Raw genomic sequence first — 23,559 nt, forward strand, 5'->3', positions numbered from 1 at the left:
CGGAGGGAGAGGGAGAGGGAGCTTGATCTACAGCGTTGCGCACATCTGCTTTTAGTCCCCTCTCCCTCCGGGAGAGGGTTAGGGTGAGGGCCAGCGCCCTGAAGGTCTACCACCTGCCAGACAAACAGGGACACCAACCATGCCCACTGCCCTTTACCGCTTCATCCTCGCGTGCGCGCTGTTGCTGCCCTTGGCCGCACAGGCCGATGACGCCAGCGAGTTCGCCTCTGCCAACAACTTACAACAAGCCACGCTGCTCGAAAGCTGGGCCGCTCAACCCACGCCCGCCCGCGCGGAGCTGATCAGCAGCCTGCAACAAGGCCAGATCACCGTTGACGGTCAAGTCAAAACCCTGCGCCTGAACAACCGCCTGCGCGGGTTGATCGACACCGCGCTGGCCAGCCATCAATTGCTCGCCACAGATCCGGCGCTGCGGTTAAGTGCCGCTCAACACCTGCAAAAATCCGCAAAACCTGCACAACTCAAATTCCTCGACCGGCAACTGGCCACAGAAGATGACAGCCACGTGCATACCGCACTGAGCCTGGCACTGGCCAATCTGCAACTGGTCGATCCCGACCCGGCCGTGCGTTTGGCCGCTGTGCGTTTGCTCGGTGAGACCGGCGAACCGCTGGCCCGCACCCGCCTCGAAACCTTGCTGCAACCGGATATCGAAACCGATGCCACGGTGCGCACCGCCGCTGAAACCAGCCTGGTTCAGGTCAAACGCAAACTGCTGATCGGTGACTTGCTGGGGCAGGCGTTCAGCGGTTTGTCCCTGGGTTCGATTCTGCTGCTGGCCGCCCTCGGGCTGGCGATCACCTTCGGCCTGCTCGGGGTGATCAACATGGCCCACGGCGAAATGCTGATGCTCGGCGCCTATTCCACCTACTGCGTGCAGTTGCTGTTTCAGCACTTTGCACCGGGCGCCATCGAGTTCTACCCGTTGCTGGCGTTGCCGGTGGCGTTCTTCGTCACTGCGGGCGTGGGCATGGTGCTGGAGCGCACGATCATTCGTCACCTCTACGGCCGCCCGCTGGAAACCCTGCTCGCCACCTGGGGCATCAGCCTGATTCTGATCCAGCTGGTGCGCATGCTGTTCGGCGCGCAAAACGTAGAAGTGGCCAACCCTGCGTGGCTGTCAGGCGGGCTGCAAGTACTGCCCAACCTGGTGCTGCCGTACAACCGTCTGGTGATCATTGTCTTTGCCCTGGCGGTGGTGTTCCTGACCTGGTTGCTGCTGAACAAAACCCGCCTGGGCCTCAACGTTCGGGCCGTCACCCAAAACCGCAACATGGCCGCCTGCTGCGGCGTACCCACCGGGCGGGTGGACATGCTCGCCTTTGGCCTCGGCTCGGGGATTGCCGGGCTGGGCGGCGTGGCCTTGAGTCAGGTCGGCAACGTCGGCCCGGATCTGGGCCAGGGCTACATCATCGATTCGTTTCTGGTGGTGGTGCTCGGCGGCGTCGGGCAACTGGCCGGCACCGTCTACGCAGCCTTTGGCCTGGGCATCGCGAACAAGATTCTTGAACCGCAGATCGGCGCCGTACTGGGCAAAATCCTGATCCTGGGGCTGATCATTCTGTTTATCCAGAAGCGTCCGCAGGGGCTCTTCGCGCTTAAGGGACGGGTGATCGACTGATGAATCAGCCTCTGATGCTCACTGCCACACAAAAGGCCGGCCCCACCGTCACCGCATGGGTCGGGGGCCTGGCCTTGCTGGTGCTGCTGGCCTTGCCGCTGCTCTCGCTGTTGCCCGCCGACAGCCCGTTTCAGGTCTCGGCCTATACCTTGACCCTGATGGGCAAAATCCTCTGTTATGCCATCGTCGCCCTGGCGCTGGATCTGGTGTGGGGTTACGCCGGACTGCTGTCCCTGGGGCACGGTTTGTTCTTCGCCCTGGGCGGCTACGCGATGGGCATGTACCTGATGCGCCAGGCCTCGGGCGATGAACTGCCCGCCTTTATGACATTTTTGTCGTGGACTGAACTGCCCTGGTACTGGGTCGGCACCGAGCATTTCTGGTGGGCCATGTGCCTGGTGGTATTGGCCCCCGGTTTGCTGGCGCTGGTGTTCGGGTTTTTCGCCTTCCGCTCGCGGATCAAGGGCGTGTATTTCTCGATCATGACCCAGGCCCTGACCTTTGCCGGGATGTTGCTGTTCTTCCGCAACGAAACCGGCTTTGGCGGCAACAACGGCTTCACCAACTTTCGCAGCATTCTGGGGTTTGGCATCACCGAACCCGGTACCCGCGCAGCGCTGTTTTTCGCCACCGTGCTGTTGCTGGTAGTCAGCCTGTTTCTCGGCTGGCGTCTGGCGCGCAGCAAGTTTGGGCGGGTACTGACCGCGCTGCGCGATGCGGAAAACCGCCTGATGTTCTGCGGCTACGACCCGCGCGGTTTCAAGCTGTTTGTCTGGGTGTTGAGCGCGGTGCTGTGCGGTTTGGCCGGGGCCTTGTATGTGCCGCAAGTGGGCATCATCAACCCCGGTGAAATGTCGCCGACCAACTCCATCGAAGCCGCCGTGTGGGTTGCCCTGGGTGGGCGCGGCACGCTGATCGGGCCGTTGCTGGGCGCGGGCGTGGTCAACGGCATGAAAAGCTGGTTCACCGTGGCCTTCCCCGAATACTGGCTGTTCTTTCTGGGGGCGCTGTTCATCGTCGTGACCCTGTACCTGCCCAAAGGCGTGATCGGCCTGCTGAAGAAAAAGGCCGACCAATGAGGAATGTCATGCTCGAACCTATCCTCGACCCCAACAAAGACGCGGGCAGCAGCCGTGACGCCATCAGCTTTGGCCAGCGCGCTGAACCGGGCCTGAACACCCGCCACGGCACCATCCTGACCCTGGAAGACATCAGCGTCAGCTTTGATGGCTTCAAGGCGCTGAACAACCTCAACCTGTACATCGGCGTGGGTGAGTTGCGCTGCATCATCGGCCCCAACGGTGCGGGCAAGACCACCATGATGGACGTGATCACCGGCAAGACCCGGCCCAGCGAAGGTCAGGCCTGGTTCGGCGAAACCCTCGATCTGCGGCAGATGAGCGAGGTGCAAATCGCCCAGTCCGGTATCGGTCGCAAGTTTCAAAAGCCCACGGTGTTCGAAGCCCTGAGCGTGTTTGAAAACCTGGAGCTGGCGCAAAAAACCGACAAGTCGGTGTGGGCCAGCCTGCGCGCCAGACTGACGGGCGAGCAAAGGGACCGCATCGGCGAGGTGCTGCACACCATACGCCTGACCAGCTCGGCGCACCGCCCGGCAGGCCTGTTGTCCCATGGCCAGAAGCAGTTCCTGGAGATCGGCATGCTGCTGATGCAAGACCCGCAACTGTTGCTGCTGGACGAGCCGGTGGCGGGCATGACCGACGCCGAAACCGAGTTCACCGCCGAGCTGTTCAAAAGCCTGGCGGGCAAGCATTCGCTGATGGTGGTGGAACACGACATGGGCTTTGTCGGCTCGATTGCCGACCATGTGACCGTGCTGCATCAGGGCAGTGTTCTGGCCGAAGGCTCGCTGGAACAGGTGCAGGCGGATGAACGGGTGATCGAAGTTTATCTGGGCCGCTGACGAATACCTGTAGCCGCTGCCGAAGGCTGCGATAAGGCCCGAAGGGGCTTCAACCATTTCAAGAGCGCGACCGCTACACGCTCGATCGCAGCCTTCGGTAGCGGCTACAGAGACGGCGCAGCTCATAAAGGAAATCAACATGCTTAACGTCCAAAAGCTCCATCAGTTCTACGGCGGCAGCCATATTCTTCGGGGCCTGTCGTTCGAGGTCAAAGTCGGCGAAGTCACCTGCCTGCTGGGCCGTAATGGCGTGGGCAAAACCACCCTGCTCAAGTGCCTGATGGGGTTGCTGCCCGTCAAGGAAGGCAGTGTGCAGTGGGAGGGCAAAACCATCACCTCGCTTAAACCCCACCAACGGGTCCACTCCGGCATCGCTTACGTGCCCCAGGGCCGGGAAATTTTCGGGCGCCTGACGGTGGAGGAAAACCTGCTGATGGGCCTGTCGCGCTTCCCCGGTTCAGAGGCCAAAGAGGTGCCCGCGTTTATCTACGAACTGTTCCCGGTACTGCTGCAAATGAAGCACCGTCGGGGCGGTGATCTGTCCGGCGGGCAGCAGCAACAGTTGGCCATTGGCCGCGCACTGGCCAGCCGTCCGCGCTTGCTGATTCTCGACGAGCCCACAGAAGGCATTCAGCCCTCCGTCATCAAGGAGATCGGCGCGGTGATCAAAATGCTCGCCGCACGGGGGGACATGGCGATTTTGCTGGTGGAGCAGTTTTATGACTTTGCCGAAGAACTGGCGGACCAATATCTGGTGATGTCCCGAGGCGAAATCGTGCAGCAAGGCCGCGGCGAAAATATGCAAACAGAAGGTGTACGCGGGTTGGTAACGATTTAATCTGCGCCGATCTCTAAACGAAAATTCCTACATATGAACTTGCCCGCCACTACCGCGTTGTTCACCCCCAGCTGGCATGCCGAGCTGGAGCTGGGCTATGGCCGCTTTGGCGACAGCACGCGCCCGACCCTGCGCCGTCACGTCGGCCCGCTACGGGTGCAAAAGCACCTGTACGCCGAAGGCCCCCAGGTGTGCCAGCACATCATCGTCCACCCGCCGGGCGGGATTGCCGGTGGTGACATCCTCGACATTCGCGCCAGCGTCGGCCCTGATGCCTGGGCGCAACTGACCAGCCCCGGCGCGGCCAAGTGGTATCGCGCTGCCGGCCCGGCCTATCAAAACCTGACCCTGAACGTGGCCGCCGGAGCGACCCTGGAATGGCTGCCACAAGAAACCATCGTGTTCAGCGCCGCCCAGGCCGAACTCACCACCCGCATCGAACTTGAAGGCGATGCGCGGCTGTTTTACTGGGATATGGTCGCGCTGGGGCGACTGGCCAGCGGCGAGCGTTTTGAGCACGGCCACTTTCAATCGCGGCTGGATATTCGCCGTGACGGCCAGTTGCTCTGGCATGAGCGCCAGCGCATTGTGGGCGGCGACGGTCTGCTGGATTCCCCCATCGGGCTGGATGGCAACCCGGTGTTTGCAACCTTGCTGGTGACGGGTGAAATCAGTACCGGGTTACTGGAGATGTGCCGCAACTTGCCCAACCCGGTGCGCGGTGACTTGACCCAGTTACCGGGCTTGCTGGTGGCCCGCTGTCTGGCCGGTGAAGCCATGCAGGCACGGGCCTGGCTGATTGATTTATGGCGCTTGCTGCGTCCGGCGCTGCTGGGACGAGAAGCACTGGCGCCACGGATCTGGAGCACTTGAAGAGCCCCTCTCCCTCAGGGAGAGGATTAGGGTGAGGGCAAAAGGCCCCGATTACTTTTAACTGCCGAACACGGACTCCACCATGGACCTGACTCCACGCGAAAAAGACAAGATGCTGATCTTCACTGCCGGCCTGCTGGCGGAGCGACGGTTGGCGCGCGGCGTGATTCTCAATTACCCGGAAACCATCGCCTATATCTCTGCCGCCCTGCTCGAAGGCGCCCGCGATGGCCGCACCGTGGCCGACCTGATGCACTACGGCACCACCCTGCTGACCCGCGAGCAGGTGATGGAAGGCATCCCGGAAATGATCCCCGACATCCAGGTCGAAGCCACCTTCCCGGACGGCACCAAGCTGGTCACTGTCCATCAACCCATCGCCTGAGGCCGCACCATGTCTTACGTCATTCGTGATGCCGTCCCGGCCGATCTGCCGGCGATTCGCGATATCTACAACGATGCGGTGCTCAACACCCTCGCGATCTGGAACGAGCAGACGGTCGATCTGGACAACCGCCAGCAATGGTTCAACGCCCGCCAGGCCCAGGGCTATCCGGTTCTGGTAATCGTCGACGACGCCAATATCGCCCTGGGTTACGCCTCGTTTGGCGACTGGCGCCCGTTTGAAGGGTTCCGCCACACGGTCGAGCATTCGGTGTATGTCCATCCCGAACAACGGGGCAAACGCCTCGGCCCACAGTTGCTGACCGAATTGATCAAACGCGCCCGGGCCTGCGACAAACACGTGATGGTCGCGGCCATTGAAAGCGCCAACGCGGCGTCGATCCATGTGCATAAACAGCTTGGCTTTGTCACGAGCGGGCGCATGCCCCAGGTGGGGATCAAGTTCGGCCGCTGGCTCGACCTGACCTTTATGCAACTGATGCTCAACCCCGGCGCACTGCCGCCAAAGGAATGCGCCGAATGAACACAGAACAGGTAGTGCGCGTCACGGCGCAAAGCTTTGCCCAGTACCGCGATGACTTGATTGTGCTGCTGCTCGACGCCGTCGGGCACGGCGCCTCGGTAGGGTTTATGAACGACCTCGATCAGCCGCAGGCCAGCCGCTATTTCAACGAGGTTCACGCCCAACTGGAGCAAGGCAACCTGCTGCTGTGGGTCCTGATCGAAGACCAGCGCGTGCTGGCCAGCGTGCAACTGATTTTGTGCCAAAAGGCCAACGGCCTGAACCGCGCCGAAGTGCAAAAGCTGCTGGTGCTCAATGAAGCGCGGCGCCGGGGGCTTGGGCAGGTGCTGATCCACGCCCTGGAGCAAGGCGCACGTGAGCAAAAGCGCGGCTTGCTGCACCTGGACACCGAAGCCGGCTCCCCTGCCGAAAACTTTTACAGTGCCCTGGGTTACACCCGCGTCGGCGAACTGCCCAACTATTGCCAAAGCCCCAACGGCCATTACAGCCCGACCGCCATCTACTTCAAGACATTGAGTGAGCCGCGATGATCCCGGGCGAATACCGCATTGAATCGGGTGACATCGAGCTGAATGTAGGCCGTCGCACGCACACGCTCAGCGTGTCCAACCGCGGCGACCGCCCAATCCAGGTCGGATCGCACTATCACTTTTTCGAAACCAACGATGCCCTGATGTTTGACCGTGGCGACAGCCGCGGCATGCGCCTGAATATTGCGGCAGGCACGGCAGTGCGTTTCGAGCCGGGCCAGACCCGGGAAGTGGAACTGGTTGAACTGGCGGGGCTGCGCCGGGTGTTCGGTTTTGCCGGGCGCGTGATGGGCGACCTGGACAGCCCCCGTGGGAGCGAGCCTGCTCGCGAAGCTCCCGGGAGCAACACCATTACCCCATGAATTCGCGAGCAGGCTCGCTCCCACAGGGTTCGAACCAATTTTTTAGGAACTCACAATGAAAATATCCCGTCAGGCTTACGCCGACATGTTCGGCCCCACCGTAGGCGACAAGGTTCGTTTAGCCGACACCGAGTTGTGGATCGAGGTCGAGCAGGATTTCACCACCTATGGTGAGGAAGTGAAGTTTGGCGGCGGCAAGGTGATTCGCGATGGCATGGGCCAAAGCCAATTGCTCGCCAGCGAGGTGGTGGACACACTCATCACCAACGCGCTGATCGTCGACCACTGGGGCATCGTCAAAGCCGATGTGGGGCTCAAGAACGGGCGCATCCACGCCATCGGCAAAGCCGGCAACCCCGACATTCAGCCCAACGTCACCATCGCCATTGGCGCCAGCACCGAAGTCATCGCCGGCGAAGGCATGATCCTCACTGCAGGCGGCATCGACACCCATATCCACTTCATCTGCCCGCAGCAGATCGAAGAAGCGCTGATGAGCGGCGTGACCACCATGATCGGCGGCGGCACCGGCCCGGCCACGGGCACCAATGCCACCACTTGCACCTCCGGGCCGTGGCATATGGCGCGCATGCTGCAAGCAGCCGACGCGTTCCCGATGAACATGGGGTTCACCGGCAAGGGCAACGCCAGCCTGCCGCAACCGCTGATCGAACAGGTCGAAGCCGGGGCCATCGGCCTCAAGCTGCATGAGGACTGGGGCACCACCCCCGCCGCCATCGACAACTGCCTGAACGTGGCCGATCTGTACGACGTGCAGGTGGCCATTCACAGCGACACCCTGAACGAATCGGGCTTTGTCGAAACCACCCTGGCCGCCTTCAAGGGCCGTACCATTCACACCTATCACACCGAAGGTGCGGGCGGCGGTCATGCACCGGACATCATCAAGGCCTGTGGCCTGAACAACGTGCTGCCCAGCTCCACCAACCCGACCCGGCCGTTCACCCGCAACACCATCGACGAACACCTGGACATGTTGATGGTGTGCCATCACCTGGACCCGAGCATCGCCGAGGACGTGGCCTTCGCCGAAAGCCGTATCCGCCGTGAAACCATTGCCGCTGAAGACATCCTCCATGACCTGGGCGCGTTCTCGATGATCAGCTCCGACAGCCAGGCCATGGGCCGGGTGGGCGAAGTCATTACTCGCACCTGGCAGACCGCCGACAAGATGAAAAAGCAGCGCGGCCCGCTGGCGCAAGACTGCCCCGGCAACGATAACTTCCGCGCCAAACGCTATATCGCCAAGTACACCATCAACCCGGCCATTACCCACGGTGTGAGCCATGAGGTGGGGTCAGTCGAGGTGGGCAAGTGGGCCGATCTGGTGCTGTGGCGCCCGGCGTTTTTCGGGGTCAAGCCGACGCTGATTCTCAAGGGTGGGGCAATTGCCGCAAGCCTGATGGGGGATGCCAACGCCTCGATCCCGACGCCGCAACCGGTTCACTACCGGCCGATGTTTGCCAGCTACGGCGGCTCGCGGCATGCCACCTGCCTGACGTTTATCAGTCAGGCGGCGTTCGACGCAGGGGTGCCTGCTGCGCTGGGCCTGCAGAAGAAGATTGCCGTGGTCAAAGGCTGTCGCGACGTGCAAAAAACCGACCTGATTCACAACGGCTATTTACCCGACATTGAAGTCGACCCCCAGACCTATCAGGTCAAGGCCGATGGCGTGTTGTTGTGGTGTGAACCGGCAGACGTGCTGCCGATGGCCCAGCGTTATTTTCTGTTTTGAAACACGCCTTGCAGCGCTCTGACTCTTAATCCAGGTCAGAGCCTGAATCGCTCAGCAGGGAATCCAGGGGCGGTCTGGAGCGTTGTACTGTCAAGGCATGCATTACTTCACGCTCCTCGGCATCAAGCTCGCGCATGTCAGCGTCATAGACCGTATTGGACATCAATCTGCCGAGGGCAACCTCGTCAGCAGATTTACCCAGCAAGCGGGCGGCTGTTTCGATGGTTGTGCGTAGCTCCGCCCGCTGTTGCTCAGTTAAGCCCAGCTCTTCGACCCAGTCGCGTAGCGCTGTTTGCAAATCGGTCAAAGCGATCATTTTTTCCCTTATCGGCTTGAGCTGTGCAGCATGAGCGCCCTTCAAATACTCGATCCAGATGGGCTGATCCAGAAGTTGATCAATCAGGCCATCGCCTTGCTCCAGCTCCTGAACTCGCTTAAAGGCACGCTCTATCATTGCCGGGGGCACATCAGACTCGGGGAACATCATTTCGGGTGACTGCCATGGCAAATTCAGCCTCTGCGCCAGCTCAGTGGTGTAGGCCAGGTAGATTTCAACCTCATCAATGTCGCGGATCTGCCTGCCAAGGCTGTCAAAATGCAGAACCCGATTACCGTTCGCATCGTACTCAGGGTGTAGACGCCCTTCGGCTTCAAGCACACGTACCCGCGCCCTGGCAATGGCTCCCAACTCATCCAGGCGCACCTTGCCTCTGGCCAGCTCAAAAATTTCGGTACCGACAAATATCGGGGAACCCCGATAGATCTCATACAGCCTGACTTCGACCCCCATCGCATTGAACAACTGCACCCCCGCATCCACGCAGAAATAAGGGGAGGTCGCCATCTCGAACAATGTGTCGCGAAGTTCGGGGCTATCCGAGATCCCTTGCAGCATGCGCCAGACCTTGTCTGTCATATCCAGCTTGAACGCATGACTGCGAAGGTCCAAGTGGCGAGCCTGATCGCGGATGACATTGAAAAAGCGCTCAGAGCCTGCGTGTGCTTCTACGAAGTTCCATAGCGCCTGGTTGTGAGCCACTTGGTCGGGCGACAAGCCACTCATCCAGTGGAGGCTATCGGGCTCAGATCTCGAAAGAGTAAGTCGCAGCGGGTCTATACCCACCGACTCGATATACAGGTTGTAGCGCTCGGCCACCGCCGTGGTTAGCTCACTAAGGGTCAAATAGGTGCGCGCAACGGTTGCTGCCTTATCCGAACCTGGCCCCACATCGGGAATGTGACGAAGCGGGTTCTCATCCAGAAGCAGCTTGAATTCACGTGCCCGCGGGTGCGCGAAGAGCCCCGTCGGCCAACGATCAAGATTGCACCGGGTCAGCGTCAATCGCTTCAGGTAAGGCATGCGGCTGATATCCGGAGGCAAGCCCAACGGGCAGCCCTCAAAGTTCAGCTTGCGCATAAGGGTCAAGGTTCGCAACTGAGCGATCGCCTCAGGGGTCAGCACAATAGCGTTGCCTTTGAGATTGAGTACCTCTAAAAAAGGCATGTCTGTAATGGCCGGGAGCAAATGAGTCAAAGACTCGCCCGTAATGTCCAGTTCTCGCAGGTGTTTGAAACTGCGAAGAAATGTGTCAATCCCGTCCGTGACCCCGACCCCTGAGAAACTAAGCTTGCTGACATGACCCAGGTCAGCACCCAGCGCCGGCAAGCTCTGCAAAACCGGGCCCACGCCCTCCAGTGGAAAGCTCAACTGTTGGCCCAGGTATTGCCCCGTGCGGTCAAAGTGAGGCTGCCCGGATCGACGCCAGGCTTTTTCCAGACGCCCACGCACCTGATGTTTGAGCCTTAGAATGCGTCGTTCTTGCGGTGTTGTTGTAGCACTCACAGGTTTGCCCTCGATGGACAGATAACTCCACTCCCACAGTGCAGTGGTGAACGTATCAAATTCATCCTCCAACGCTTGGAGGCGAAGTTTCGAGGAGGCATCTTTATTTTTAAAAAAAGCGTTTATCTCGTTCGGCGTGAACGTTGGATAAAGCCGTCCCAGCCGAACTTTCATCGCAGCCCATTGAGCGTCATCCTCAATAAGCACAGCACTACCGCTGAGCACATAACCCAACCGGCCATCAACCAAACGCTGGGGCGGCAAAAAAAAGGGGCGGCTGTCGGATTTCAATTTCAGCAGTTTTTGCAGTTGGTCGCGGGATAACGCTCGATGCTGCAAATCACGTTTTAACTGCAAACCTTGCCCAACATGAGGTACCCCAAGTGCTTTTCGATAATCATCCGGCAAGGCGTGTTGCAAGCTGCTGTAAAAGTCATCGATGCCATGCAGCTGATTGCCCTCTTCATCCAACGCCTGGTATTTGCCATCGGAGATTCTCGCCAGTACTTTTCGATGGGCGGCATCCTGCGCGCCAATGCTGGCCCGCAGTTGACCTTTGAAGTGCTCCTCGCGCACTTCAAGGCGCAGGTCGTTTTTCCATCCGGGCAGCGATTTGAGCGTATTCAAGACCAGGACTTCGGTATCTGTCGTTACCAATCCGTCCAGATAAAACCCCAAGTACGCGCAGGAAAGCCGAGCATTGCGCTGCAACGTGCGGGCCGCCTCCATCAAACGTAAGGGCACCTTGCCCGTGGCGAGCTGTTTAAGTTCGTCAGGGCCCGCCTGGGCGACCAACCGCAGAGCCATCACCCTGGGTAGTTTTGGAAACATCTGTTTAATCAATTCAATGGACGGATGCGCAGGCTCTGCTGTGGCTACACGCTCCTCACGCAAGCTGTTGAACAGACGCTGAATATTTTTTTCCATATGCACGCTCAACTGTTCTTTGAACATAGCCAGGCGATCTGCCCGTTCAAAGGGCATGCGATTGCCCAGCAGCGCTTCAAGTTGCGGCACGCTCAAGGCGTCCACCACGCGGCCCGGCAGCTCGCCTGCCATCAAATCAGCCCGACTGACGTTGATCACATCAGCCTGCGTTGCCCTGGCGTTGCCATAACTGATGCTGCTCGCGTCCAGCTCGTGTGAATCAGACACTACAACCGCTTTGGACGCTGGCCAGCCGGGCATATCAACCGTGAGCGCGGCCGCATAGCCGCACAGCTCTTCGGAAATACAACCGCCCCGCACTTCAGCGACGGCTCTCCTGGCCATGGTGTAGGCCTCAAATTGGCGCAAGTTTTCCAGCAGTAACACTGGCATCGGCTCGCCCTCGGTATACATGCGCCGCAGGTCCCCCTCTTGCACGTCACACACCTTGAGCATGAGCTCTATATCTATGTCCCGCAGGCCTTTCACCAATGGCCCCAAGCGACGCTTCAGTGTCGTGCGACTCCATGTAAGAGGCTGATCTCCTTCATCCACCCATACCCCATACCCGCTGCTCTTAAACTCGGGCCTGTAGGCAGTGGGGTTTGTGGGGTGAATGCCGCGGTATTGCTCGTAAATGGGGTCATATTCCAGCACATAGGTTTTACCTTCGTGCGACAACACTTTCTGCCCCTCAATCAGGTGCAGCCCCAGCTCACTCACCCTGGAGCCTGGGGAAATTTCAATCAAGCGCTCATAGGGACGCAGGTCAAGGTTCCACAGGCGTTGAGTCCCATTGCGCAAGTTGATTTTTTTGAGGCCATCGATAATCGGTGACGCAACGTGAAAGACACCAGCACCTACTGCCAATGTCGCCATATTTTCCAGCACGTCGCTGATATGGGCCCAGGCTGCTTCCTTGTCGCCATCAGACCACTCGTGAATACCCTCGATGGTTTCGTAGAGCAATTGCCCGGCCATGACTGCCAACATGACTTCGCCCAGGGGCGGTATAAGCATCGCCACCAGGTTGACTGCAAACAGCCCGATGTTCAGGTAGTGCGAATAGCGCAATGATCGGTTATGAGCATCGGTAATCGCGGTGGGCAGCGCCATGGCTTGCCCATTTAAAAAGGCTTGGGCGCGCATCTGTTTGAGCAATGTGCTCCAGAGGTCAATGTCTACCCAGGTGCCTTCGTCGCCCAAAGTAGTGGCGTTAATGCTGATCGAAGGATGTTCAGCCTGAACACGGCTTTTGTGGGTTTCGGGGCTGGGCGATACCACTAGCACCAACGAGGCTTGCGGCGCTAAAGCACGAAACCAGAATTGGGTACTTTCGGAGCGGAACCACTCCACCCCCCAAGGCTGATCAGGAGCATCCTTGATTCGTTCGGTCAGGCGCCTGTAGTAATAAGGACGATCCGTTTGTTGGATAAACCGGCTAATAAACGCCTGATACGGCGTCAAACCTATCTGCGTTAATGCCGAACTGCGAGCCGTGAGCTTGCGCACCAGTTCGTCGCGAAAATCATCGTAAGAGGCGTACCACTTCAGGGGGTGCTCGGGATCACCGGGAATCCAGACAATGAGATCAGTGGCGTATCGGTATTTCTCGCTAAAAGAGAACACGACGCAGCCATGCAGCAAAAGCTCCATCACGCAGGGGGTGCGATACCACAGTTGCTGCTCGCCAACTCTGATGTTGCGCTCACCGTTGATCACTCGCCGCATCAGAGCATGGCTGTTGAGATCAATGTCCCCTTTGAGCAAGGCAATTTCCGCATCCAGCTTGAGCATGGCTTTTTGCTGTGTGGCATAGCGTTGTTCCAGTAAGCCTTGGGACACCCGGCCCTGGGGGTTCAAATACGTCTGTAGGTGTTCCTGGTACTGAGCGCCAATATCAAGGTCACGGCACAACTGGGTAAAGGTCTCGAGTTTCAATGAAGTGGTATAGGGTTGAGATCGCCCCAGTTCATCGGGCTGCGTAATAAAACCGGACTCTTCAGCAAAGTAATTGGCTTGTGATTCGGGCTGCTCAAAGTTGTGCAGCGCCGCTTGCAGCAATGACAACGTACGCACGCTGTGCGCCCCGGATCTGACGCCAAAAGCATCCACCGTCGGCGTGTAGAGCCGCAGATACACGTTCTTCACGGGCAGTGTGAAGCCTGCAGAGTTGAGGGCGACCTCCAACAGCGGTTGCGCGAACGCCTCAGCCGTCTGCAAAGCGCTAAGGTGTTTATCCAAGCGATTTTGCGAAGTAAATCGAACCTCAAGCAACGATTTGAGCTGTGCTTTTTGCCTGTCGGTCGCAGTCGCGTACCACTCCGGAATATGGGGCTTGGTGTTCTTGAGCTCGGTCTTGCGTTCAACGCTGGTATCGACCAGCCATGGGGGAAGTGATCGCTTAAGGAAGGCATCATGACGCCCTCGCCGTGCCGTTTGAATCATCAGGGAGGACGCTTGAGTGTTGGAATCAAACATGGTTGACCCTCGAAAAATGTCTGAGTCATCAGCTTATCGAGGGGCAACCGGCTGTAAGGGTTATCTATTTAGTGCCGTTCACTTAAGCCCACGCTGGGTTTTACAATCCGCGTCGCAACAAGTAACGGCGAATCAGGAATCAGCTCTGCCTGTTTTCGGCTCGTCCTCGTCGGCTCCTACACCCAACGCCTCGTTCGTCAGAGATCGCATGGCGGCCTGCTTCTGTTGGTCAAAAACGCCCAATAGCGTGTAATACGCCTCATCACCGAGCACCTGCCCTGGAACCACCTCCATGGCAAGGGTGTCGGCGGCCGCCTGGATGCTCTGGCGCAATACCTCTTTTTGCCCCTCGGACAACATGGCGCCTTGCGCGACCAATGTTTCTTGCGCTTCTTGCAAGTCGATCAATGCATTTATTTTATTTTTCACAGCCTCAAACGTGACAGGGTTAGAACGCTCAAGAAACTCAGTCCACATTGGCAGTTCAATTAATTGATCACGCAACCCTGTTCCCGCCTCCAAAGCTCTCACGTGGAGGTAAGCGCTCTCAAGCATCTCTTCGGTCACATCACCTTCGGTGAACACCATATGAGGTACTTGCCAGGGCAAGGCCAACCTGTCATTGAGTTCGGTGGTGTATTTAAGGTAAATCTCAACCTCATCGATGGACTTCATTAAAACCCCATTCTGGTAATGCGGCACAACATCGCCCGTCTCATCAAAAGCTTGATGCCGACGCCCCCCGGCGATCAACTCATCGACCCGCGCACGGGCAATTCTGCCCAACTGGTTGAGACGTGCCTTGCCTCTGGACAGGTCCAGCACCTCGAGTTTAACCAGCCACTCCTGCGGTAAGCGGTAGGCCTCATGCAACATCACCTCAATGCCTAATGCATTGAAAATCTGTGCCCCTGCATCCACGCACGTCATGGGAGCAGAGGCCATCAGAAAAATCTTGTCGAGAAGTTCTGCGCTTTCATCCATCGCCCCCAGCATTCGCCATATCTTGCCTTGCATATCCAGGATCGCCTCCCTCGGGCGATTCTTAAACGACCAGACCTGCTGTTCAAAAAGGTTAAACAGGGGTTCTGAACCATGCTCCTGCTCTATGCGATTCCACAAGGCTTGATTACTCACAACCTCTTCAGGACTAAAACCGCGCAACCAATTGCGGCTGTCCCCTTCCAAGCCAAAGGGTCGTTGACGTTCAGGGTCAAGCTCAACTGCCTCCCGGTAAGTTTTCAACTTATTGAGCACCTCAAATGGCAAGTCATCGTAAGTCACCAATGCTCGGGCCAGGGTATTAGCCCTGTCGGAGCCCGGCGCCACATCAGGAATGCTCGAAAGGCGGTTTCGTTCAAGGAACATCTGAAATTCTCGAGGCCGTGGAACAGCCAAAAACCCTGTTGGCCATTGCTCGACCTCACAATTTCTCAGATTCAAGCCTCGCAGGAGAGGCATGTGACTGATATCCGGGGACAAGCGAATAGGGTTGGACTCCAGCGACATCAGTTGCATGCGGGGCAATCGGCTCAGTTGGATCACAGACTCAGGCGTCAGCACAATGTCGTTAAACGACAAGTCAAGCTCGCCCAATCGCGGCATCCGCCCAATCGACGCGGGTAAATGCGTCAAATTGCAATCCCTGATTTCGAGCGAGCGCAGTTTGCTGAAGCGAGACATAAAGCTATCGATGCCATCGGCTGCGCCGATATCGTCCATGACCAGGCGGGTGACATGACCAAAATCCGCCGTCAGGGGCGGCAAGGACTCCAGAATGGGCCCCAACCCCGGTTCTTTGAATTCCAACATCTGCCCCAGATTACGGTCGCTGACGACATGCCGGGGCCCCACTCGACGCCAGGCTTTCTTCAGGAGATTACGTACCGAATGCCGTTGACGGAGTACTACCCGTTTGCGGTCCCAAGAAACACCACCCGACCCCGCCACTTCCCCGTCAACAGGCGAAATAATCCATCGATTAAGCGTGCTCTCCAACTGGTCTAATTCGCCCTCCAACACCTTTATACGAGCCACCGCATTTTCCCCATGCGCATTCAGAAAACTCGACACAGCCGCCTCACCCACCTCGGGATAGAGGTTTTGAAGCCGGGCCTTCAAAGCTTCATTAGCGGTGGTGGCTGCACCTGCTGCGCCTCGGCCACTGAGCGGATAGCCCAGTCGACCGTCAGACAAACGCTCGGGAGGCTGAAAAAATGGGCGATTATCAGCTCGCATACCTAATAACTCGCGTAAATAGGGGCGCGGTAGTGCGTGCTGCTGGATCTTGAGCTTTAACTCACCCCCTTGGCCGACATGGGCCACGCCCACCGCTTTACGGTGGGCATCCGGCAGGGCATGTTGCAGGCTGCTGTAAAGATCATCATCGCCGTGCAGTTCATTGCCTTCGCCGTCAAACGCCTTGTATCTACCGTCCGAGATTCGGACCACTACTTTTCGTACGCTCGCATCACTCTTTCCAAAACTGGCTCTCAACTCACCACTGAACTGGTTATTACGTATTTCAATACGCAGGTCGTTTTGCCAGCCAGGCAGATGCTCAAGGGTATTCAAGACCAGGGTTTCGGTATCGGCTGTTATCAGGCCGTCCAGGTACAACCCTAAATAAGCGGCAGACAAGCGGGTTTGGCGCTGCCATTGACGCGCGACCCTGTGCAGGCGCGCCGGTAATTTACCGCCCTTGAGCTGAAGACTTTCTGCGGGATTGATGTCGGCCACTAGCCGACGTGCCATGCCAGTCGACAATTGGGGGAACAGACGCTTGACGAGTTTAATGGATGCGTTGGCCGGGTCTGTGTCCGACACAGGTTCGCCATACAAACTTGTGTACAGCCGATGAGTGTTTTTTTCCATGTGCATGGCCAGTCGCTCCTTGAACACACGCACTCGCTCTTCGGTGTCAAAGGGAACCTGATCACCCAGTAACCCTTCTATTTGCGACTGACTCAACGCACCGATCACTCGCCCCGGTAACTGCCCCTCCATCAACTCTTCCTGGCTGATTCTGATTAGATTACTGCCCGTTGCCTGCGCGCTGCCGTAACGCTTGGCGTTTACTTGCGGCCAAAACTCATCGTACACATCAAAGGCCATGGTCTGCGGCCACCTCGCAAGCTCGGTGGTAAAAATGACGCTATACGTACTCAGATCCCTGGAGAGACGCCCGGCCCGTACTTCTTCGACAGCCTTCATGGCCTTGGTGTAGGCCCTGAACTGACGCAGGCTATCTACCAGCAAGCCGGGTAATGGCTCGTCCTCGACATACATGCGCCGCAGATCATCTTCCTGTACATCACTGACCTTGAGGATGTGATCGAATTCGGTATCGCTATAATCTGCGCCCAAGGTCCCCAGACGGCGCTTCAGCATCGGCAGATCCCAGGTCAGCGGCTTCTCGCCCTCATGTACCCAAATACCCAGCCCTTTGTGTTTGAACACGGGCTTATAGGCATGTGGGTCATAGGGGTGACCGGCGCGGTACTGCCCGGAAATGGGATCGAATTGCAGCACATAGGTTTTACCTTCGTGCAACAGCACGTTCTGCCCCTTTATTGTGTGCAACCCCGCGTTATCCGGGCGGGAATTCAGTGGAATTTCAATTGAGCGTTCATAGGGGCTCAGATCAGCCTTCCACAGTCGTTGTGAACCATCGGGCAAGAAAACCACTTTGAGCTTTTCGATAACCGGCGACGCAACGTGAAAGACGCCAGCGCCTACCGCCAGTGTTGCCAGGTTTTCAAGCACGTCGCTGATATGAGCCCAGGCTGCTTGCGTGTCCCCCTCGCTCCATTCGACAAACCCATCCAGGGTTTCGTAGAGCAATTGCCCCGCCATGACCACCATCATGACTTCGCCCAAGGGTGGTATGAGCATCGCCACCAGGTTGACCGCAAACAGCCCGATGTTCAGGTAGTGCGAATAGCGCAGCGAGCGATTATTTGCATCAGCCAGCGCAGTAGGGATCGCCATGCTTTGTGCATTGGCAAAGGCTTGGGTGCGCATCTCTTTGAGCAAGGTGCTCCACAGATCAATGTCTGCCCAGATGCCTTCGCCGCCCATGTTGGTGGCGTTAACATGGATCGAGGGATGCTCTGCCAGAACACGGCTTTTATGGGTTTCAGGGTTTGGCGATACAACGAATATCAACGAAGCTTGCGGCGCTAAGGCGCGGACCCAGAACTGGGTGGTTTCAGAACGGAACCACTCAACCCCCCATGGCTGTTGCGGAGCGTCCTCAACCAGCTCAGTTAAGCGCTTGTAGTAATAAGGGCGATCACTTTGCTTGATAAAACGGCTAATAAACGCCTGATACGGCGTAAAACCGGTCTGCGCCAAAGACGAGCTGCGAGCCGTGAGCTTGCGAACCAACTCATCGCGAAAATCATCATAAGTGGCGTACCGCTTCAGGGGGTGCTCGGGATCACCGGGAATCCAGACAATGAGATCCGTGGCGTATCGGTATTTCTCGCTAAAAGAGAACACGACGCAGCCATGCAGCAAAAGCTCCATCACGCAGGGCGTGCGATACCACAGTTGCTGGTCGCCATAAGTGATGTTGCGCTCACCGTTGATCACTCGCAGCATCAGGTCATGATCGTCGGGGCGAATATCACCTTTGAACAACGCGATTTGCGCATCCAGCTTGAGCATGGCTTTTTGCTGTGTGAAGTAACGGTGCTCCAATACACCTTGGGACACGGGCTCCTGGGGATCCAGGTACGGTTTAAGGTACTCCTGGTATTTAGCGCCAAGATCGAGGTCACGACACAGCTGGGTGAAGACTTCGATTTTCAGCAAGGTGCTGTAGGGTTGATATCGCCCCAGGTCATCCGGGCGAGTGATAAAACCGGACTCTGCGGCAAAGAAATTCGCTTGAGTTTCGGGTTGTTCGAAGTTGTGCAACGCCGCTTGCAGCAATGACAACGTGTACGTGCCATACCCCCCGGTGTTAACGCCGAAAGCATCTACTGCCGGGATGTATAGCTTCAGGTACACATCATTGACGTTCAGGGTGAAGCCTGCGGTTTTCAGGGCGGCTTCCAATAAAGGCTGTGCAAACGCCTCAAGCGGTAGCACTTTGTTCAAGTACAGATCCAGACGATTCTGCGAGGTAAATCGCGCCTCCAGTAAAGGCTTGAGATGTTTTTTACGAGCAGGCGTCAAAGCGCCATACCAGCCTGGCATGCGTAGTTCGGTGCTTTTAAGTGCAGCGCGATGCTCTGGCTTAGCGTCTACCAGATAATGGGGAATAGAGGCCTTTAAGAACTCATAATGCCGCGCTTCGGTGATCGGCGTTGCGCCGGGAAGCAAGACACGACCTGTCGTCTCAGACATGGAAAACTCCTTGATAAATGATGAGTTCATCAGGTTATCGAGGAGGTGATTTACTCAAGGGGTATCTATTTATCCCCCAGCGCACGTCAGGTGAAAGCCTGCAGGCACACTCAAGTAGCGCGCCTGCAGGTTTAGCGTGGTCATTACCCTACAAACCGCCCCAATTGCTGCTTCAACCGACGGTTTTCGTCACGCAGTTGCTGCACTTCTTCCAGAAGTTCCAGCGCCAGGGCGACGCCCTGCCACTCCATGTGCAAATCATCACGCAGCTTGGCCGCACGCTTGGCGATGACCAGTTCGTAGTCTTCAAAACGCCACACGTCTGGCGTGCGGCCCTGAGGTTCGATAATTCCGTGTTCGACAATCTCTATCACGTAAGTGGCCGGGATATTGGCCTCTTCGCAGAACCTTTCCATGTCCAGCTGAACGATCAGGGTGCTGCTCATGATCAGTTACTCCATTGGGCTCTCGGGTCAAATGCCGCTTTGTCGGCGAGTTCTTGCCACAGTGCTTTGGTGGCCTCGTCGCCATGGGTCGGCATGACTACTTTCAATTGGGCATACAAATCACCACGCTGGCCTTTCTTGTCGCTCAGGCCGTGGCCCTTGATGCGCAAGCGTTGACCGCTCTGGCTGTCCGGGCGAATGGTCATCATCACCTTGCTGGTCAAGGTCGGTATCGCCACCTTGGTGCCCAGCGCAGCTTCCCACGGTGCCAACGGCACAGTGATGACCAGGTCGTGACCTTCAACATCGAATTTAGGGTGCGGCGCAAAGCGAATGATCAGGTATAGATCACCATTGGCTGCACCGCCCATGCCCGGCGCGCCCTGCCCTTTAAGGCGGATACGCTCACCGTCCGTCACACCGGCCGGGATCTTCACGCTAAGGGTCTTGCTGGTGTCGCCGATCTGGAAGCTGATCTGCTTCGACTCGCCCGACAGGGTTTCTTCTAGGAAAATCGGCAGTTCCATTTCTACATCCTGTCCACGTCGACCCGCGCTGCGGCCCGACTGGCCACCAAAACCATTACCGCGCGAACCGAAGATCGAGCTGAAAAAATCTGAAAAATCGCCCTGATCTTCGAAACCACCGCTGGAATGGCCCTGCCAGCCCGGCGGGCCCTGGAACGGTTGGCCGTGTTGGCCGTATTTGCGAATTTCATCGTACTCGGCACGTTTTTCGGCGCTTTTAAGCGCTTCATAGGCCTCGTTGACGTCCTTGAATTTGCTCTCGGCGTCCTTTTCCTTGCTTACATCCGGGTGATACTTGCGCGCCAGCTTGCGATAGGCGGTCTTGATCGCCTTATCGTCAGCCGTGGGCTCGACACCCAGGATCTTGTAATAGTCTTTGAAGTCCATGTAAGGATCACCATCCGTTATCAATATCGCGCCGCTCTGGGCACCCAGAATGCTCTGGTCGGCCCGCCTGTGGATTGACCGATCTCAATCGTGTGGCTGAACGGTGCTGCAAAAGTTTATCGGCAGCCTACGGGCTTCACAGAGTCGCCTGACAACTACCAAACCAATGTCTGGAAGTTTGGGGATGAAGGATAGTCTTTCAAGGGGATTAAAACCTGCGAATTAGCGAATCGTCGCCCTTCGATTCTGTGGCGGTCTGACATACACTGCGCGGCCGTTTTTTAACCGGAACACGAAAGACATGAAAAGCGCCACTCCAGCACGTGCCTGCGGCATCGACTTCGGCACGTCCAACTCCACCGTCGGCTGGCTTCGCCCAGGCGTGGAAACCCTCATCGCGCTGGAGGACGACAAGATCACCCTGCCCTCAGTGGTGTTCTTCAATATTGAAGAACGCCGCCCGGTGTACGGTCGTCTGGCGCTGCATGAGTACCTGGAAGGCTACGAAGGCCGTCTGATGCGTTCGCTCAAGAGCCTGCTGGGCTCCAAGCTGATCAAGCACGACACCAGCGTGCTGGGCACGGCGATGCCGTTCAAGGACTTGCTGGGGCTGTTTATCGGCCAGCTTAAAAAGCGCGCTGAAGACACCGCAGGTCGGGATTTCGAAGAAGTGGTGCTGGGCCGCCCGGTGTTTTTTGTCGATGACGACCCCCTGGCCGACCAGGAAGCCGAAAACACCCTGACCGACGTGGCCCGCGCCATCGGCTTCAAGGAAGTGTCTTTCCAGTACGAGCCGATTGCGGCGGCATTCGACTACGAGTCGACCATAGAGCGTGAAGAGTTGGTGCTGATTGTCGATATCGGCGGCGGTACCTCCGACTTCTCGCTGGTGCGCCTGTCCCCCGAGCGTCGTGGCATGGACAACCGCCAGGACGACATCCTCGCCACCGGCGGTGTGCACGTGGGCGGTACCGACTTCGACAAACAGCTGAGCCTGCAAGGCGTGATGCCGTTGTTTGGTTACGGCAGCCGGATGAAAAGCGGCGCCTACATGCCGACCAGCCACCACATGAACCTGGCGACCTGGCACACCATCAACTCGGTGTACGCGCAAAAAACCCAGATTGCCTTGAACAGCATGCGCTACGACATCGTTGACACCGGCGGCATTGATCGCCTGTTCAAGTTGATCGAACAGCGTGCCGGTCACTGGTTGGCGATGGAAATCGAAGAAACCAAGATCGAACTGACCCACAACGAAAACCGCCACGTGGCGCTGGATCGGGTTGAACCCGGACTGAGCGTTGACCTGAGCCGGGCGATGTTTGAAGCGGCCATCGACAACCAGCTTGAGCGTATCCGCAACAGCGTGACCAACCTGCTCAACAGCGCAGGCGTAGGTGTGGAGCAGGTGGATACGGTGTTCTTCACCGGTGGTTCGAGCGGTATTCCGGCCTTGCGCCAGAGCGTCTCGGCCATGCTGCCCAATGCCAACCACGTGGAAGGCAACATTTTTGGCAGCATCGGCAGCGGTTTGGCGATTGAGGCTAAAAAGCGGTACGGCTAAAACACCCTCACCCCAACCCTCTCCCGGAGGGAGAGGGCGCAAATCTGCTTTTGCCTTTAGTCCCCTCTCCCTCCGGGAGAGGGCTAGGGTGAGGGCAAGCTGTTAAACCAGCCCCACCTGTTTCAATTCGCTTTTCAAATACGCGTAATAAATCGGCCCCGCCACCACACCCGGCAGGCCGAAGGCTGCTTCAAACACCAGCATTGCCAGCAGCAGCTCCCAGGACTTGGCACTGATCTGCCCGCCCACAATCCTGGCGTTGAGAAAGTATTCCAGCTTGTGGATAACAATCAGATAGGCCAGCGCACCCACCGCCACCCAGATCGACAGTGACAAGCCAACGATGGTGATCAGCGTGTTGGAGATCAGGTTGCCGATCACCGGCAGCAAGCCCAGCAGGAAGGTCAGTACGATCAGGGTTTTGGTCAGCGGCAGGTGAATGCCCAGCAGCGGCAGTACCACCGCCAGAAACACGCCGGTAAACACGGTGTTGAGCAGCGCGATCTTGATCTGGGCAAACACGATATTGCGAAAGGCCTGTACCAGCAGGTGCAGACGCTCGAACAGCGCGGCAGCCAGCGGTTTGCTGCGGCTGATATCGGGAATGGTCTGCAAGGCCATGATTGCCCCCAGCACCATGCCGATCAGCAGGGTCACAAACATGTGGGCCGCGTCTTTGCCCACTAGTTGCAGATCGCTGAGGTGCTTGTTCATCCATTCGCCGATGGCGATGCGGAACTCTGCGGCACTGGCGGGCAAGTAGCTGTCCAGAAGCGGCGGCAGCTGGCCACGGGCCCGATCAACCACGGTCATGAACTTATCCAGCGAAGCCCCCGGATTTTCGGCCTCATGCAGCAAAAAGCTGATGGCTCCGGCGAAGATCAGCGCCAGCACACTGACAATAAGGGTACCCAGCAACGCCACCGCCAGCCAGCGCGCACGCCGACCTGCGATCAGGCGCTGCAATTGCGGGGTGAGCATATTGACCAGCTCGAACACCAATAAACCGGCCAGCAGGCTTGGCAACAAACGCAATGGAAAAACCAGCAACAGACCGCCAGCAATGATGATGTAGCTGGCAAGCATGATGTGACGCTGAGAAAACGATGGCATACAGCCTCAAAACTGGCAGCGCGAAAGGACAGGCAGTCTGCCAGCCTTCGACCGGCAGCACTA

General features: G+C 57.8%; 16 protein-coding genes. 11 read left to right on the forward strand and 5 right to left on the reverse strand.

Translation table 11 applies throughout. The annotated features are described in order from the left end of the window. Window positions 1-139 precede the first annotated feature (139 nt). The 10 genes from urtB (at window position 140) to ureC (ending at window position 8,850) form a co-directional block, all read left to right on the forward strand. Complete coding sequence (urtB, locus tag BLW11_RS01585) at window positions 140-1,642, forward strand: urea ABC transporter permease subunit UrtB (RefSeq protein ID WP_048360279.1); 1,503 nt, start codon at window positions 140-142, stop codon at window positions 1,640-1,642. Then, a complete protein-coding gene (urtC, locus tag BLW11_RS01590) occupies window positions 1,642-2,721 on the forward strand; it encodes an urea ABC transporter permease subunit UrtC (protein ID WP_048360280.1) in 1,080 nt (359 codons plus the stop codon). The genes urtB and urtC overlap by 1 nt, the downstream gene beginning before the upstream one ends. After that, window positions 2,718-3,563: an urea ABC transporter ATP-binding protein UrtD gene (urtD, locus tag BLW11_RS01595; RefSeq protein ID WP_048360281.1), complete on the forward strand. Its 846-nt coding sequence runs from the start codon at window positions 2,718-2,720 to the stop codon at window positions 3,561-3,563. The genes urtC and urtD overlap by 4 nt, the downstream gene beginning before the upstream one ends. A gap of 139 nt (window positions 3,564-3,702) precedes the next feature. Continuing rightward, window positions 3,703-4,401, forward strand: a complete 699-nt coding sequence (urtE, locus tag BLW11_RS01600; protein WP_048360282.1) for an urea ABC transporter ATP-binding subunit UrtE — start codon at window positions 3,703-3,705, stop codon at window positions 4,399-4,401. Window positions 4,402-4,434: 33 nt separating this feature from the next. Next, entirely contained in the window at window positions 4,435-5,274 is an 840-nt protein-coding gene (locus tag BLW11_RS01605) for an urease accessory protein UreD (protein ID WP_048360283.1), read from the forward strand. Between the two features lie 82 nt (window positions 5,275-5,356). Continuing rightward, window positions 5,357-5,659 (forward strand): urease subunit gamma, encoded by a 303-nt coding sequence (gene ureA, locus BLW11_RS01610; RefSeq protein ID WP_048360284.1) that lies wholly within the window; start codon window positions 5,357-5,359, stop codon window positions 5,657-5,659. Window positions 5,660-5,668: 9 nt separating this feature from the next. Beyond that, window positions 5,669-6,202, forward strand: coding sequence for a GNAT family N-acetyltransferase (locus BLW11_RS01615; RefSeq protein ID WP_048360285.1), 534 nt, complete (start codon window positions 5,669-5,671; stop codon window positions 6,200-6,202). Continuing rightward, window positions 6,199-6,732: a GNAT family N-acetyltransferase gene (locus BLW11_RS01620; RefSeq protein ID WP_048360286.1), complete on the forward strand. Its 534-nt coding sequence runs from the start codon at window positions 6,199-6,201 to the stop codon at window positions 6,730-6,732. Before BLW11_RS01615 ends, BLW11_RS01620 begins: the two co-directional genes overlap by 4 nt. Then, entirely contained in the window at window positions 6,729-7,094 is a 366-nt protein-coding gene (locus BLW11_RS01625) for an urease subunit beta (protein ID WP_048360287.1), read from the forward strand. Before BLW11_RS01620 ends, BLW11_RS01625 begins: the two co-directional genes overlap by 4 nt. A gap of 55 nt (window positions 7,095-7,149) precedes the next feature. Further along, window positions 7,150-8,850 (forward strand): urease subunit alpha, encoded by a 1,701-nt coding sequence (gene ureC / locus BLW11_RS01630; protein WP_048360288.1) that lies wholly within the window; start codon window positions 7,150-7,152, stop codon window positions 8,848-8,850. A gap of 25 nt (window positions 8,851-8,875) precedes the next feature. Here the strand turns inward: ureC and BLW11_RS01635 are convergent, their stop codons facing one another. From BLW11_RS01635 to cbpA, 4 genes are all read right to left on the reverse strand, one after another. Next, on the reverse strand, window positions 8,876-14,101 hold the full coding sequence (locus BLW11_RS01635; RefSeq protein WP_053069555.1) for an NEL-type E3 ubiquitin ligase domain-containing protein: 5,226 nt from the start codon (window positions 14,099-14,101) through the stop codon (window positions 8,876-8,878). Between the two features lie 132 nt (window positions 14,102-14,233). Then, a complete protein-coding gene (locus BLW11_RS01640) occupies window positions 14,234-19,456 on the reverse strand; it encodes an NEL-type E3 ubiquitin ligase domain-containing protein (RefSeq protein WP_048360289.1) in 5,223 nt (1,740 codons plus the stop codon). A gap of 143 nt (window positions 19,457-19,599) precedes the next feature. Next, a complete protein-coding gene (locus BLW11_RS01645; RefSeq protein WP_048360290.1) occupies window positions 19,600-19,902 on the reverse strand; it encodes a chaperone modulator CbpM in 303 nt (100 codons plus the stop codon). Window positions 19,903-19,904: 2 nt separating this feature from the next. Continuing rightward, the gene (gene cbpA, locus BLW11_RS01650) at window positions 19,905-20,816 is read right to left on the reverse strand and encodes a curved DNA-binding protein (RefSeq protein ID WP_048360291.1); all 912 of its coding nucleotides are present in this window, start codon (window positions 20,814-20,816) and stop codon (window positions 19,905-19,907) included. Window positions 20,817-21,117: 301 nt separating this feature from the next. On the opposite strand from cbpA, the gene BLW11_RS01655 reads away from it, so the two are divergent. Next, a complete protein-coding gene (locus BLW11_RS01655; protein ID WP_048360292.1) occupies window positions 21,118-22,383 on the forward strand; it encodes an Hsp70 family protein in 1,266 nt (421 codons plus the stop codon). Between the two features lie 102 nt (window positions 22,384-22,485). On the opposite strand, the gene BLW11_RS01660 is transcribed toward BLW11_RS01655, so the two are convergent. Next, on the reverse strand, window positions 22,486-23,496 hold the full coding sequence (locus tag BLW11_RS01660; RefSeq protein WP_048360293.1) for an AI-2E family transporter: 1,011 nt from the start codon (window positions 23,494-23,496) through the stop codon (window positions 22,486-22,488). Window positions 23,497-23,559: the final 63 nt, after the last annotated feature.

This window comes from Pseudomonas deceptionensis, assembly GCF_900106095.1.
Taxonomy (GTDB): Bacteria; Pseudomonadota; Gammaproteobacteria; order Pseudomonadales; family Pseudomonadaceae; genus Aquipseudomonas; species Aquipseudomonas deceptionensis.

What these genes read in the sequence shown, in the direction of transcription:
- BLW11_RS01620 (WP_048360286.1), top strand. Translation starts at nt 6,199, where the DNA reads ATGAACACAGAACAGGTAGTGCGCGTCACGGCGCAAAGCTTTGCCCAG.
- BLW11_RS01615 (WP_048360285.1), top strand. Translation starts at nt 5,669, where the DNA reads ATGTCTTACGTCATTCGTGATGCCGTCCCGGCCGATCTGCCGGCGATT.
- ureA (WP_048360284.1), top strand. Translation starts at nt 5,357, where the DNA reads ATGGACCTGACTCCACGCGAAAAAGACAAGATGCTGATCTTCACTGCC.
- urtD (WP_048360281.1), top strand. Translation starts at nt 2,718, where the DNA reads ATGAGGAATGTCATGCTCGAACCTATCCTCGACCCCAACAAAGACGCG.
- urtE (WP_048360282.1), top strand. Translation starts at nt 3,703, where the DNA reads ATGCTTAACGTCCAAAAGCTCCATCAGTTCTACGGCGGCAGCCATATT.
- urtB (WP_048360279.1), top strand. Translation starts at nt 140, where the DNA reads ATGCCCACTGCCCTTTACCGCTTCATCCTCGCGTGCGCGCTGTTGCTG.
- BLW11_RS01640 (WP_048360289.1), bottom strand. Translation starts at nt 19,456, where the DNA reads ATGTCTGAGACGACAGGTCGTGTCTTGCTTCCCGGCGCAACGCCGATC.
- BLW11_RS01625 (WP_048360287.1), top strand. Translation starts at nt 6,729, where the DNA reads ATGATCCCGGGCGAATACCGCATTGAATCGGGTGACATCGAGCTGAAT.
- BLW11_RS01660 (WP_048360293.1), bottom strand. Translation starts at nt 23,496, where the DNA reads ATGCCATCGTTTTCTCAGCGTCACATCATGCTTGCCAGCTACATCATC.
- BLW11_RS01645 (WP_048360290.1), bottom strand. Translation starts at nt 19,902, where the DNA reads ATGAGCAGCACCCTGATCGTTCAGCTGGACATGGAAAGGTTCTGCGAA.
- BLW11_RS01635 (WP_053069555.1), bottom strand. Translation starts at nt 14,101, where the DNA reads ATGTTTGATTCCAACACTCAAGCGTCCTCCCTGATGATTCAAACGGCA.
- ureC (WP_048360288.1), top strand. Translation starts at nt 7,150, where the DNA reads ATGAAAATATCCCGTCAGGCTTACGCCGACATGTTCGGCCCCACCGTA.
- BLW11_RS01605 (WP_048360283.1), top strand. Translation starts at nt 4,435, where the DNA reads ATGAACTTGCCCGCCACTACCGCGTTGTTCACCCCCAGCTGGCATGCC.
- cbpA (WP_048360291.1), bottom strand. Translation starts at nt 20,816, where the DNA reads ATGGACTTCAAAGACTATTACAAGATCCTGGGTGTCGAGCCCACGGCT.
- urtC (WP_048360280.1), top strand. Translation starts at nt 1,642, where the DNA reads ATGAATCAGCCTCTGATGCTCACTGCCACACAAAAGGCCGGCCCCACC.
- BLW11_RS01655 (WP_048360292.1), top strand. Translation starts at nt 21,118, where the DNA reads ATGAAAAGCGCCACTCCAGCACGTGCCTGCGGCATCGACTTCGGCACG.